12 protein-coding genes are annotated in these 13719 nt (G+C 54.7%); 3 read left to right on the forward strand and 9 right to left on the reverse strand.

The window, feature by feature from the left end:
* Positions 1–5 precede the first annotated feature (5 nt).
* The 7 genes from K355_RS0119135 to K355_RS0119165 form a co-directional block, all read right to left on the reverse strand.
* Positions 6–1409 carry a circularly permuted type 2 ATP-grasp protein gene (locus K355_RS0119135; protein WP_022733773.1) on the reverse strand — a complete coding sequence of 468 codons (1404 nt, stop codon included), beginning with the start codon at positions 1407–1409 and terminating at the stop codon, positions 6–8.
* Positions 1410–1583: 174 nt separating this feature from the next.
* A complete protein-coding gene (gene cobM, locus K355_RS0119140; protein WP_022733774.1) occupies positions 1584–2345 on the reverse strand; it encodes a precorrin-4 C(11)-methyltransferase in 762 nt (253 codons plus the stop codon).
* On the reverse strand, positions 2345–4285 hold the full coding sequence (gene cobJ, locus K355_RS0119145) for a precorrin-3B C(17)-methyltransferase (protein WP_309471176.1): 1941 nt from the start codon (positions 4283–4285) through the stop codon (positions 2345–2347). The genes cobM and cobJ overlap by 1 nt, the downstream gene beginning before the upstream one ends.
* Positions 4282–5028 carry a precorrin-2 C(20)-methyltransferase gene (gene cobI / locus K355_RS0119150; RefSeq protein WP_022733776.1) on the reverse strand — a complete coding sequence of 249 codons (747 nt, stop codon included), beginning with the start codon at positions 5026–5028 and terminating at the stop codon, positions 4282–4284. Before cobI ends, cobJ begins: the two co-directional genes overlap by 4 nt.
* Positions 5025–6278 (reverse strand): bifunctional cobalt-precorrin-7 (C(5))-methyltransferase/cobalt-precorrin-6B (C(15))-methyltransferase, encoded by a 1254-nt coding sequence (locus K355_RS0119155; RefSeq protein WP_022733777.1) that lies wholly within the window; start codon positions 6276–6278, stop codon positions 5025–5027. Before K355_RS0119155 ends, cobI begins: the two co-directional genes overlap by 4 nt.
* A complete protein-coding gene (locus K355_RS0119160; protein WP_022733778.1) occupies positions 6275–6958 on the reverse strand; it encodes a precorrin-8X methylmutase in 684 nt (227 codons plus the stop codon). The genes K355_RS0119155 and K355_RS0119160 overlap by 4 nt, the downstream gene beginning before the upstream one ends.
* Positions 6959–6990: 32 nt before the next feature.
* Positions 6991–8019: a sirohydrochlorin chelatase gene (locus K355_RS0119165; RefSeq protein ID WP_022733779.1), complete on the reverse strand. Its 1029-nt coding sequence runs from the start codon at positions 8017–8019 to the stop codon at positions 6991–6993.
* Between the two features lie 393 nt (positions 8020–8412).
* On the opposite strand from K355_RS0119165, the gene cbiB reads away from it, so the two are divergent.
* Both cbiB and K355_RS0119175 read left to right on the forward strand, forming a co-directional pair.
* The gene (cbiB, locus tag K355_RS24485; RefSeq protein ID WP_022733780.1) at positions 8413–9468 is read left to right on the forward strand and encodes an adenosylcobinamide-phosphate synthase CbiB; all 1056 of its coding nucleotides are present in this window, start codon (positions 8413–8415) and stop codon (positions 9466–9468) included.
* On the forward strand, positions 9465–10067 hold the full coding sequence (locus K355_RS0119175; RefSeq protein WP_022733781.1) for a nucleotidyltransferase family protein: 603 nt from the start codon (positions 9465–9467) through the stop codon (positions 10065–10067). Before cbiB ends, K355_RS0119175 begins: the two co-directional genes overlap by 4 nt.
* A 2-nt stretch (positions 10068–10069) precedes the next feature.
* On the opposite strand, the gene rfaE1 is transcribed toward K355_RS0119175, so the two are convergent.
* Complete coding sequence (gene rfaE1 / locus K355_RS0119180) at positions 10070–11542, reverse strand: D-glycero-beta-D-manno-heptose-7-phosphate kinase (RefSeq protein WP_022733782.1); 1473 nt, start codon at positions 11540–11542, stop codon at positions 10070–10072.
* Between the two features lie 41 nt (positions 11543–11583).
* A complete protein-coding gene (locus K355_RS0119185) occupies positions 11584–12168 on the reverse strand; it encodes a D-sedoheptulose 7-phosphate isomerase (RefSeq protein WP_022733783.1) in 585 nt (194 codons plus the stop codon).
* Between the two features lie 282 nt (positions 12169–12450).
* Between K355_RS0119185 and K355_RS0119190 the strand changes: the two genes are divergently transcribed.
* Positions 12451–13680: an EAL domain-containing protein gene (locus K355_RS0119190; protein ID WP_022733784.1), complete on the forward strand. Its 1230-nt coding sequence runs from the start codon at positions 12451–12453 to the stop codon at positions 13678–13680.
* Positions 13681–13719: the final 39 nt, after the last annotated feature.

Genomic DNA, 13719 nt, shown 5'->3' on the forward strand with positions numbered 1-13719 from the left:
TTTCGTTAATCGGTCATGATCCATGTATCCTTGACCCCGCCGCCCTGTGACGAGTTCACCACAAGTGACCCTTCACGCATGGCAACACGGGTTAATCCACCCGGTGCGAGACGAATAGTATCTCCGACAAGGCAAAATGGCCGGAAATCGACATGGCGCGGGGCAATGCCACTTTCAACGAACGTCGGGCAGGCTGACAACGCAAGGGTTGGCTGGGCAATAAAATCGCCCGGATCGGCCTTGATACGTTGGGCATAGGCGACCTGTTCTTCCTTGGTCGATGCCGGGCCGACCAGCATGCCATAGCCGCCTGACCCGTGGACTTCCTTAACCACCAATTCGCCGAGGTTTTCGAGTACGTATTTCAGATCATCAGGCTTGCCGCATTTCCACGTTGGAACGTTGTTTAAGATCGGTTCCTGACCAAGGTAAAAACGGATCATGTCCGGGACATAGGTATAAACTGCCTTGTCGTCGGCAACCCCGGCCCCCGGCGCCGAGCAAATGGCAACCCCGCCGGATCGGTAGACATTCATAAGGCCGGGAATACCCAGAACTGAATCAGATCGGAAACAAAGCGGGTCGATATAGTCGTCATCAATGCGGCGATAAATCACATCAACCCGTTCCGGACCACGTGTGGTGCGCATATAAACCCGGCCATCGGACACAAACAAATCCTGTCCTTCGACCAGTTCGACGCCCATTTGGTCAGCAAGGAATGAATGTTCATAATACGCACTGTTCATCGCGCCGGGGGTCAGGACCACAATATTTGGGTCGCGATCACATTTATCGGGCGCGATGCTTTTGAGCGTCTTGAGCAACATGTCGGGATAACTTTCGACCGGCTCAATCCGAAGGCTTTTGAACAGATCGGGGAACATGCGCATCATGATTTCGCGGTTCTCAAGCATATACGACACACCAGATGGCGTGCGGCAGTTGTCTTCAAGAACGTAAAAATCTTCGGGCCCGGTGCGCACGATATCGACACCGACAATATGGCTATAAACCTTGCGCGGTGGATCAATGCCAATCACGGCGGGCTCAAATGCTGCATTTTTGAAAACCAGATCGGCCGGAACGATCCCGGCCTTGATGATTTCCGCATTATGATAGACGTCATATAAAAATGTGTTGAGTGCGCGCGCGCGCTGTTTGACACCGCGTTCAAGCTTGCGCCACTCGCCAGCGGTAAAAATACGCGGGATCAAATCGAAGGGTATGAGTCGTTCGGGATCGCCGCCTTCACCGTAAACGGCAAATGTAATCCCGATCTTACGGAACAGAGTTTCGGCCTCGAGACGTTTTTGTTCGAGAACCTCGGGGCCGCTTGCTTCCATCCATTCAACCAAGGCGCGATAAGGTTCACGAACCTGGTCGTCCATCTTCATCTCATTGAACATGCGCTCTTCCCTTTGTGACCTTTTGATTAAAGGCGTCCGGGGAAGGGGTGGTCAAGGATGTTCAGGGTTGAAATGTCATATTTTTCAGCAAACTGTTGGTTCTGCGTAAAAAATAAACTTCGTGCTTAGGCGCTTTGTGCAAAAAACGGGCGGACATGCGCCCGCCCGGATTTCTTATGCCTTGGCCGGGCGTAGAACATGAGTGTGGTCTGCGGCGTAAAGTCGGGAGTCGGTAAAATCTTTACGCCCGAAAACTTCACCCACCATGATCAGGGCGGTACGGGTGATGCCGCTGCCTTTGACCTTCGCACGGATATCGCCAAGCGTGCCAAAGATATATTGCTGATCAGGCCATGTTGCACGATAGGCAATCACCACCGGGCAATCCGCGCCGTAATGCGGGGTTAGATCCCGCACGACATTGACCAGATTATTGATCGATAGATGCACCGCCAGTGTTGCACGCGATTTACCAAGTTCCGAGAGACTTTCGCCGTCTGGCATGCTTGATGACCGCATGGCGGTGCGCGTCAGGATCACGGTTTGCGAAATATCGGGCAGGGTCAGCTCTGCCCCGATTTCGGCCGCGACGGCCGCATAGGCCGAAACGCCCGGCGTAATGTCATAGGCAATGCCAAGATCATCCAGCCGGCGGATTTGTTCGGCAATGGCGCCATAAATCGACGGATCGCCCGAATGAACGCGGGCAACATCCTGGCCCTTGGCGTGGGCCGCTTCGATTTCGGCAATGATTTCATCAAGATGCATCGATGCGGTATCAATCACACGCGCACCTTCCGGGGCCGATGTGACGATTTCCTCTGGCACCAGCGACCCGGCATACAGACACACCGGGCATTTTTCGATCAGGCGCAAACCACGTACTGTGATCAGGTCCGGGGCGCCGGGACCAGCGCCAATAAAATGAACGGTCATTATTCTGCCTTGTCGTTTTTGGATGTGGACGTGCTGCTGGAAACCGGGGCGTTGGCTGCATCCGGACCTTTTTTCGAATAGCCGCGCGGGGTATAGACCCATTGGTTTTCACCGCGTGTGATGTGGCGGCTGTTGCTTGATCCGACCAGAACTGTGGTCAGCATATCGACCATATCGACTTCTAGTTTCGAAAGTGGAACGACCGTAATTTCTTCATCCGGGCGGCCCAGCTGACGGCCCAGAACCACGGGCGTATCAGCATTGCGGTGTTCCAGCAGCATATCACGTGCCTTGGCCAGCAAATCACGGCGACGCTTGGATACCGGGTTATAGAACGCGATCACAAAGTCGCCCTCGGCAGCGGCCTTAAGACGCCGCAGGATATCGTCGCGCGGGGTCAGAAGGTCCGACAGCGAAATCGCACAGAAATCATGACCCAACGGTGCGCCGATCCGCGATGCCGCTGCCTGAAGGGCGGAAATCCCCGGTGACACCTGAACCGCAACCCGGTTCCAGTCACTGCGGTCTTCGCGATCGAGCAATTCAAACACCAATGTCGCCAGCGCATAAATCCCGGCATCGCCCGACCCGATCAAGGCAACATCCTTGCCGGTCGCCGCCAGTTCAAGCGCATGGCGCGCGCGCGCTTCTTCAGCACCCAAATCGGAATGATGGCAATCCTTGCCGTCAATCAGCGGTCCCAAAAGATCAAGATACATCTGATAGCCGACAATGTCGGACGCACGGCCAATCAGGTCGGAGGCTTCCGGACTGCGCCAGCCGGTTTGACCCGGCCCAATGCCGACAATCGAAAGCTTGCCCTGGGCTTTGCCGACGGTTTCAGGTGTGATGTCATCTTGTGACAATGCAACCGCACAGGTCGCGCGCTTGGTTTTGTGTTTGGGAACGATCAGTTTGCCATTTCGACCAACGGTCGCAAGCGCGGCACCCTCGGCAACGCCGTGACAGCCGGTTTCGGCAAAGACCACATCAGACGGTGTAACCAGCCGGTCTGCTTCGGCCTCAAGCGTTTGCGCATCAAAGAACCGGGCCGGGACACCAAGGCGACGGGCCAGTTCATGGACGCACGCCTCGTCGGCCTTAAGATCAATCGAGGTGACACAGGCAATTGCCTTGGGGCTCAGGCACTGCCCAGCCAGCGTTTCCGTGACAAGGTCATACAAGTCATCAATCGGACAGCCGCGCTCACACCCAACACCCAGCGCAAGGACGGGCGGGTGATATGTAATGGCGGTATCTGATACATCACTGATCGCGTCATCATCGGCACCTTCGCGGGCGGTTGCCGTGATCAGGATGGTGCCGTCCTCAGACTGAGGAAGGGTACTGTTGGTCAGCCATGCGGCTGATCCTGCCTCAACCTCAAGACGTGCAGATGCACCGGCCAAAAGGGCGGCGGTCGCGGGCTTGATCGTTTCAGGCGTGCCGAGTTTCCACCCCCTTGGCGGCTCATCAAGGGCCAGACCCAGCATGGCATCGCCCGGTGTTGTGATGGCTGCAATGCCACCAAGGCGGTCGGCCAAATCGCGCGCCAGCCGATTACCACCATGATGCCCGCCCAAAAGCGGGATGAAGGTTTTACCGGCTTCATCAACTGCAAGCACTGCGGCATCCTGCCACTTTCCGGCCAGAAGCGGTGCAAGTGCGCGGATCAGAATGCCCGACGCACAGACACCAATGATCACATGATCGGATGAAAATGTTCGTTGCAGATGCGCAATGGTATCATCAAAGGCGAAATCGACATCCTTGGTCGACACCCGGGTGCGCAAACCATGAACGGACGCGCCCTGCAGGCTGGCGGCGATGCGTTTTGCCATCGGAAGGGCGCGTTGCGTCAGGCAAATCACCGCAATCGGGGCAATCGGATGGGTCGGCAATGCCGGTGCCGGGGTGTTTGAGCTGTTATGGGCGGTCATCGCCATGCGTCTCCGCGACGGTGGATCAGGATCATCGAAAAATACGGGGCCGTGGCATCGGCCGGAAGATCGGCCAATGGCACCATTTTCTGGCTATCAAGGGTGGCGCGTTCGATATAGCGCGCCCGATCCGTCAGGCCGAGCTCATTAATCACATCGCGGACTTTGGTAAAATGGCGGCCAAGCTTGATGATTGCGGCGGCATCTGTATTGCCAAGCTGCGTGCGCAGGCGGTCTTTATCCAGTGGTCCGGGGATGACTTGCAAAACGTCATTCTTGGCGGCAAGCGGGGCGCCAAGCTGTGCAGCACAGGCCATCATCGAACTGACACCGGGGACAGTTTCAACCGAATGCCCGGCATCGGCCAGACGGCCATACAGATACATGAAACTGCCGTAGAAGAACGGATCGCCTTCACATAAAACCGCGACAGTTTTACCCGCCGCCAGATGCTGGCCAATTTCAAGCGCAGCCGCGTCATAGATCGGATCAGCCGGTTTGCCCATTTCGATGCGAATGGCAATTTCGGTGCGGCCTTTTGGGATGTGCGTATCGACGATTTGCCGGGCAAGGCTGACGCCATCTTCAAGGGCGGGATAGGCAATCACATCGGCCTTTTGCAGGATGTTATAGGCTTTTAACGTGATCAGATCGGGCTCCCCCGGACCGATGCCAAGACCATAAGCCGTTCCGGTGACCGGATGGCTTTGGGGGCTTGCGGATAATGGTTCCGCACGGTTCATGCTTTTACTCCGACATAGTGGGTGACCGGGGCAAGGTTGCTCCAGCCCTTAAAATTGCCACGCGGGACCAGTCGGGATACCGACAGTCGCGACAGCGTGCCACCCATTTTATTATAGAAACGTAATAATTTTTCTTCGCCTTCCAGCGTCACCGTATTGGCGACCAGCCGTCCGTGTACTGGCAAGATATCCCAGCATTTCTCAAGCAGGCCGTCATGGGTAATGCCCCCACCAATGAAAATGGCATCCGGAACGGGAAGGCGATCTGCGAACAGAAGGGCTTCTTCGATGGCTTTTTCTTCAACCGCAATGCCCGGGACGCCAAGGCGAATGGCATTTTTACCGATCATCGCACAGCGTTCTGCGTCGCGCTCAATCGCGACTGCAACACCACCCATACGCACCCATTCAATTGAAACCGATCCACATCCCGCCCCGATGTCCCACAATACCCCACCGTCAAACGGGGCCAATGATGACAAAGTCTGCGCACGGATTTCCGATTTGGTGATCATGCCGTCATGGATAAAGGCATCATCAGGCAAGCCCGGTCCTTTGGGCAGTGGCCGGGCCTTTGGGCCAGCCTGAAGGTCAATCATGATCAGGTTTAACGGATCAACCGGTTTGACATCGGGCATCGAGGTTGCGGTGGACTGCCATGTCTGGGCGGTCTGGGTGGTGATGCGCTCTTCTGATCCGCCAAGCCGTTCACAAACCGTCATGCGGCTTTGATCAAATCCTGCCTCGCACAGCATCACCGTGACCAGGGCCGGGGTCGATCCATCTGCACTGAGCGCGATCAGCTTGCCGTGCGGGCGCAAATGCGACCGGATACCTTCCGGGGCGCGGCCATGCAATGTAATCACGTCACAATCGGCCAGCGCCCAGCCCAACCGCGATGCCGCCAGTGAAATGCTTGATGGTGCCGGGATGGCATATATCGGTTCGGGTCCGAAATATTTAATCAGCGTATTGCCCACCCCGAAATACATCGGGTCACCACTGGCCAGAACCACCGGGTTTTGATCGAGGCAATCCTCAATCATCGGAAGATTGGCTTCAAACGGGGTGATCCATTTGTTTTGGGTTGCGGTGTTGGTTCCGGGCAACATGGCAATATGGCGCGTACCGCCAAAAATGATCCGGGCATTTTCAAGGATGCTGCGCGCCATGGGCGACAGGCCGTCATAGCCATCTTCGCCAATGCCGATCACCGTGATCCGGCCTTTTAACGGAGATTGTTCGTTCATGATGATACCCCTGCCGTACGACCCGGGGTGCCATCCGGTGTTGCTCCGTCATCGCGGGCCAGCCGCGCCAGGGCATTTACGGTGGCGGCGGCCACCGCACTGCCGCCAAATCGCCCGCGCAGCGTGATGAACGGAACGTCCCCGGCATATTCAATCAGCGCATCCTTGCTTTCACGCGCCCCGACAAACCCGACGGGCATACCAATAATCGCGGCTGGTTTGGCCATGCGGCCATGATGAATGGCATCAAGCAGATGGAAAAGTGCTGTCGGCGCATTGCCGATGGCAATTATTGCGCCTTCGATATGATCTACCCATGCCTCAACTGCTGCGGCGGAGCGGGTTGTGCCCATCTGGCGTGCCAGCCCATGGGTATCGCCATCATTTAAGGTACACAGAACCGGGTTTTCCGCCGGAAGCAGGCGGGAAATAATGCCATGCCGGACCATTTCCGCATCACAGAGGATCGGTTTGCTGTTCCGCAATGCATCGGTGGCATTGGCAATGACATCGCCGCCAAAGGCAATCTGATCGCCTATTTCGACCATGCCACAGGCATGAATAATGCGTATGGCAACGGGCCGCTGATCATCTGAAAAGCGGGCAAGGTCGGCCTCGGCTTCGATGGTGGCAAAGCTTTTGGCATAGATTTCCTGCGGATCACGCAGATAGTCAAACATTGCCCAGCCTTTCAGGTGGTCGTGTCGACCGGTTATGAACCGGTCGATTTCACGTCATCATGATCATGATCGTGGCTGTGCCCGTGATCATGATCATGGCTATGTCCATGACCGTGGTGGTGATGTCCGTGCCCATGACCATGACCATGACCATGACCATGCCCATGACTATGGCCACCGTCCGTGCCGATCCCCATCACATGGTGATGATGGCCAACCTGCGGGGTGCCAACATCACCTTCATAGCCAATAATCTGTTCGCGGTATTTGCACAGCTGGCAGTTCATGTTGTTATCGCCGGTATCGATCTCGGCCAACCGTTCGGCAAAGCTCGCCAGCACCATAGGATGGTCTTTGAGGTACCCGGCCTTGATAAATTCGACATCGCCAAACTCGGCGGCAACTTCGTCGGTGTGGGTGTAAATCCGGTCGATCAGAATGCCCGCAAACAGGAAATACGGAAACACGACAACGCGTTTATAGCCCAGTTTCATCGCTTCGCGCAGACCGGCATTTACCCGCGGATGGGTGACACCGGAATAGCTGATTTCGGTGCGGCCAAAACCAAGACCTTCTTGCAGCATCCGGGCGACTTTATAGACGTTCGAATTGGCATCCGGGTCGTTCGTGCCGCGACCAACAACCATCAAAAGCGTATCTTCGCGTGCGATACTGTCATCGACAGAGGCAAGTGCTTCTTCGATGCGGTCTTTCGCAGCACTCAGTAATTTGGGATCAATCGCCAGATCGCGGCCAAATTTTACGTCGATATCTGGGTTTTCATTGGCGAAATTATTGACTTCGCTCGGCAGGTCATTTTTGACGTGACCAGCGGCAAACAGCATGCCCGGAAGCGCATAAATCTTTTTGTGGCCCATGGCTTTGAGCTTTTCAAAGCCGTCACGCAGGATTGGGTGCGCAAATTCGAGAAATCCGCTTTCGACATCGTAGTCGGCCAGATGGGTTTGTTTCATCGTTTCAACCATGGCGTTGAACTGTGAAACCGCGCGTTCGTCGCGCGAACCATGACCGCAAATCATTACTGCGCCTTTGGGGGACATAAAAGGCTGCTCCTTTGTCTCTCTCTGATGGTGGTGCTGCGCGATGCGGTTTCGCAATCGCGGTACCCGAAGCCACCCCCGTTTTCACCGATTGGCCTGCGGAATGCAAGCGGCAGGTAACATAACATGTGCCGAAGATGGGGCAGGTGCGAAAAATACCAGTTATTGTGTGGCGAATGCATCGGCATGCCAAAGATGTTGTGTGTGCGAAATGCCTCTTGGGATTTATTTTACTAAAATTTGATACGAACAAAGCGCATCACGGGATCATCAAAATGACAGTGAGTTATAGTATGAAGAAAATTCATTTTGTATGAATTTCTTTTAGCAAGCTAAGCCAAATTTTGCAAATCGCGGTGTAGCCACAGGCCGTTATGGCGCGAAAATCTCATTGTGATTGACGGTTTGCCTGTCACCGCGCACATTGCCGCCATGGATGCGTTTCTTACTGATTTTCTGATCCCAACGTCCGGATTTTCCGGCCCGCTTTTTACAATACTGGTGCTGGCACTGGTGTTGGATGCGGTCTGTGGTGATTTTCCTTGGCTGTTTCGTCGGGTGCCCCATCCTGTTGTCTGGGTTGGGAACCTGATTGGCTGGTTTGAAAAACGCCTGAACCGGTCTGAACGCAGCAATATGGACCTGATCGTGCGCGGCACGATCACCAGCCTTGCGGTGATCGGTGCGGCGGGCCTGTTTGGGGCTGTCATTGCGCAGATTTCCACCATCGGAGATGTTTTTTTTGCGGCCGAGGTTTTCCTTCTGGCGGTTTTGATCGCACAAAAAGGACTGTATCAGCATGTTAAGGCGGTATCGGTCGCGCTGAAAAAGGATGGGCTTTCGGGCGGGCGTGCAGCGGTATCGATGATTGTCGGGCGCGATCCCGACACATTGGATGAGGCCGGGGTGAGCCGGGCAGCGATTGAAAGCTGTGCAGAAAACTTTTCCGATGGGGTGGTCGCCCCGCTGTTTTGGTATGTGCTCGGCGGGCCGATTGGGCTGTGTGCCTATAAGGCGATCAATACCCTTGATTCGATGATCGGGCATCGCAATTCCCGCTATCTGTATTTCGGGCGTTTTGCTGCCCGGCTGGATGATGTGGTTAATTTCATCCCGGCCCGTGTCGCCGGGGTGGTGATTTGTCTGGCCGCCGCACTGGGCTCAAAAACCAGTGGCCGGGCGGCGTGGCACACATTGATGCGCGATGCCAAAAAACATAAATCCCCCAATGCCGGATGGCAGGAAGCTGCCTTTGCCGGGGCGCTCGGTCTATCGCTTGCCGGGCCGCGCCTGTATGGTGATGAGGTCGTTGATGACCCCTATATCGGGTCGGGCAGGCGCGATGCGTCGGCAGCTGATATCGACCGTGCTCTTTCGCTTTATACAATATCTTGCCTGATCAATGCGGCATGGCCGGTTGCGCTAAAGGCGCTTTGGGTTGTGCTATGAGCACCGGCGTTCCGATCAATCAGGTTGCGAACGGGCAGACCTTCCTTGATCTGGTTTTGCGCAACCGATTCAATCACATCATACTGGATCGGTTTTGTGATTTTGGGTTTGATGATTGGTGGCTGACCGCCGGGTGCCTGGCGCAATCAGTCTGGAATGTATCAACCAATCGTCCGGCGGAAAACGGAATAGCTGATTACGACCTGTTTTATTACGATCCCGATACCAGTTGGGATGCCGAGGATAACGTCATTACCGCGATTGCTGAGCTGTTGTCAGACCTGCCAATCCGGATTGAAGTGCGCAATCAGGCCCGCGTGCCGATTTGGTATCGGCAAAAGTACGGCATTGAATATGGTGCGGTGAATGCCGCCAGTGATGGGATTGACCGGTTTGCCTATCGCACAACCGCCATCGGACTGCGCAAAGATGCCGACGGATATCGTCTATATGCGCCGTTTGGGCTGGATGCGGTTTTAAGTGGTACGATTATCCCCAACCCGGTCTTGCCGATCCGTCAGGTCTATGAAGCCAAAACCGGCAGATGGCAAAACATCTGGGCCGACCTTCGTGTGATGCCATGGCCGGATGACGATTAAGCTCAGTCCTTGCCCTTGTTCATGCGTGCAATGGTCGATGTGGTTGAAAAACCGTCTTCAAGATTGGCCAGAACCACCTTGCCGCCATACCCTTGAACGATCTCGGCTCCGACCACCTTATCAATCGTGTAATCGGCCCCTTTGACCAGAATATCGGGTTTGATCGCCGATATCAGATTGACCGGGGTGTCTTCGCCAAAAATCACCACCCCACTGATGGTTTCAAGCGATCCCAGAACAGCCGCACGGGCCGCTTCGGACTGAACCGGGCGGGCTTCCCCCTTAAGCCGTTTGACCGATGCATCGGAATTAAGCCCGACAATCAGCCGGTCACAGGCCGCGCGCGCCTGTTTGAGCAAGCTGAGATGACCGGGATGCAAAAGATCAAAGCAGCCATTGGTAAAGCCGACCTTATATCCCTTACGACGCCAGCGTTCCGCACGGTCCACCATACGGTCAAGCGGCATCAGTTTGGCTTCGCCAATCATCAGGTCATGATGATGCAGGGCGGAAATCAGTTCATCCGGGTAGACAATCGCCGTGCCGATTTTACCAACCACGATGCCTGCCGCCACATTGGCAATGCGCGCCGCATCCGAAAGGCTCGATCCCGCCGCAATCGCCGCTGCAAGGCAGGCAACAACGGTGTCACCTGCCCCTGAGACATCAAAAACTTCGCGCGCCTCAGTCGGCAGGTGAATGGCCTCACCGTCCTTGGTCACCAGCGTCATACCGTCCTGGCTTCTGGTCAGAAGGACGTTATCAATGCCGCAATCAGTGATGATTTTGGTGGCAGCTGCAATGGCATCTTCGTCGCTGTTAACAGCAATGCCGGTGGCGGCCTGTGCTTCGGCGCGGTTTGGCGTCACAACCGTGGCCCCGCGATAGATGCTGTAATCGGTCCCTTTTGGGTCAACAATTACCGGTTTGCCCGCTGCACGGGCCGCATTGATTGCACTTGCGACAACATCCGTATGCAAGACACCCTTGCCATAGTCCGACAGAATGATCGCTTCGACGTCAGGGGACAGCTGACCGGCAAGGGCGGAAAGGTTGCTGATGGTATCTGCTGCAATGGGCGATGTGGTTTCGTTGTCAGATCGCAACAACTGCTGTCCGCTGGCGATATAGCGGGTCTTGATCGTGGTCGGACGGTTGCGCTCTGTCTGGATATAGGGTTCAACACCGGCGTCATTGGCGACATATTCCATGACTTCGCGTCCGGGAAGGTCATCACCGACCAGGGATAAGAACTGCACAACCGCCCCAAGGGCGGTGGCATTGCGCGCGACATTGCCCGCCCCGCCCAGCATCGCACTTTCGCGCTCCACCCGAATGATCGGGATCGGGGCTTCGGGGGAAATGCGATTGACCGAGCCATAGACAAACCGATCGAGCATGACATCACCGATACACAACACCTTGGCGTTGGTGAGTTGTTCAACCTGAAGGGCCAGATGGCTGAGATCGGTCATTTTTGATGTCTTTGCTGTGTCGTTATCGCGAAAGGGTCGAATTATTTCTTGGCCAGACCAAGCGTATGTTCAAGCGCACCCACCAGCATCTGACCGATCTGAATGTGCATTTCCTGAATACGGGCAGTGGTATTGCTGGGCACAATCATGATTGGGTCGCAAAGATCAACCATCTCGCCACCGGTCTTGCCGGTCCAGCCGGTCGCAATCAATCCCATCTCGCGCGCCTTGGCCAAACCAAGATTGACGTTCTTGCTGTTACCCGATGTCGAAATGCCAATCGCGACGTCATCGGGATTGCCAAGGGCTTCGATCTGACGCGAAAACAAATGATCAAACCCGAAATCATTGCCGATTGCCGTCAATGTGGAGCTATCGGTGGTCAGCGCAATCGCCGGAAGGGCGCGACGGTCATGAACATAACGCACCGTAAATTCAGTCGCGATATGCTGGGCGTCTGCGGCTGATCCACCATTGCCAAAAAACAGCAATTTGTTGCCGTCATTGAGCGCATCGGTGCAAATCTCGACCAGCTCGATAAATGCATCGCGGGTTGCTTCGCGGGTCTTGTTGACCAGATCAAGATGCTCGTCAAATTCAGCATCGAAAAAGGTTTTAATATCCATATTTTTCCAAATCCTGAGATATGGGATTAGTGATGCTGGGCAATCAGCTTGTAGAAATGATGTGGCAATGAATGCTAAATCGAGCTGAAACTATCAGTTTGAATAGCGGAAAGCTACGACTTATCTTTTTCCGATCATCGCCTGAATTTGTCCGATTTTCACCTTTGGTTTCAATAGGTGGGGATGATAAATACATAAGCTGTTAATTAGCAGGCACTATGATAGTACGGGCGGAGTATTGGCTCTGTTTCCGGCGCAACACACAATCTGGTCATCATATTTATGTCTGATAGCTCACTTCCATCACCTGAAGCCTTCCTCGTCGACTATGTGCGACGCCTTGAACGGCGTAAGGAAGGGGTGGGGGCTATTCATGTGCATTTTTCAAAATTGTTAGCGTTTAACCGCCGTGACCATCATATCCGCACGGCCATTGGCGCGTTTGAAGAAATCGTTCCCGAAGTCACCGGGCGCATCTTTACCCTGTCCAATCAGGATCTGATTTTCATTTTCGATGCCGCCGAGATGGATGAGGTCAATGCGGTCATTTTCCGGCTGAAATTCCTGTTTAACGATGATCCGCTGATCAGCGATGGCAAGGATGAAAGTGGCGCACCGGCAACCTTTACCGATTATTTTGATGTCGGGCAGGAATATAAGGATTTCCTGCATCTGACCCAGACATTGGTACGCTCAAACGCCAATCGTCCGCGTGTGGTCAGCAAGGCCGCCGAACGTCACAATGATCATCCCGATTATGGTGATGATAGGATGCCGTTAACGCCCAAAATTCTGGGGCGTATTGATGAATCCCTGCGGCGGGCCGATTTATCAAATCTGATGCGCCGTCAGGCGATTTGTGCGGTGGTTGGGGACGCTAACCCGACGCCGGTCTTCCACGAACTCTTCATTTCGATCAAGGATTTGCAGGAAACCCTGCTGCCCGATGTCAATGTGTTGTCGAACCGTTGGCTGTTTCAGCATCTCACAGAAATTCTGGACCGTCGCATGCTGTCCCTGCTTACGCGCAGCAATGATGCATCGGTTACCGGGTCGGTCAGTATTAATCTGAATGTATCGACCCTGTTATCCCCTGATTTCCTGACATTCGATAGTAACGTCAAGGCCGGCCAACGCGGCACGATTGTTCTGGAACTGCAAAAGATTGATATCTTTGCTGATCTTGGGGCATTTTTCTTTGCGCGTGATTTCTGCCGGGATCGCGGCTATCGCATCTGTATTGACGGCATCAGTCACCTGTCGCTGCCCTATATCAATCGCAACAAACTTGGCGTTGATATGATCAAGATGATCTGGGATACGGACATGGAAAGCATGGATGACGAACATAAAACCGCCATGCGTGATGCGGTTGCAGAGTCCGGGGATACCCGTGTGATCCTGTGTCGCTGTGATGATGAACGGGCGATCAAATTTGGTCACGGGATCAATATCACCATGTTCCAGGGGCGCCATGTTGAACACCTGATGAGCGAGCGGACAAAAAAATAGCCCCGATTTAGCCGGGGCTACTGTCTTGCATGTTTGGCT

The organism is Thalassospira lucentensis MCCC 1A00383 = DSM 14000 (assembly GCF_000421265.1).
GTDB lineage: Bacteria > Pseudomonadota > Alphaproteobacteria > Rhodospirillales > Thalassospiraceae > Thalassospira > Thalassospira lucentensis.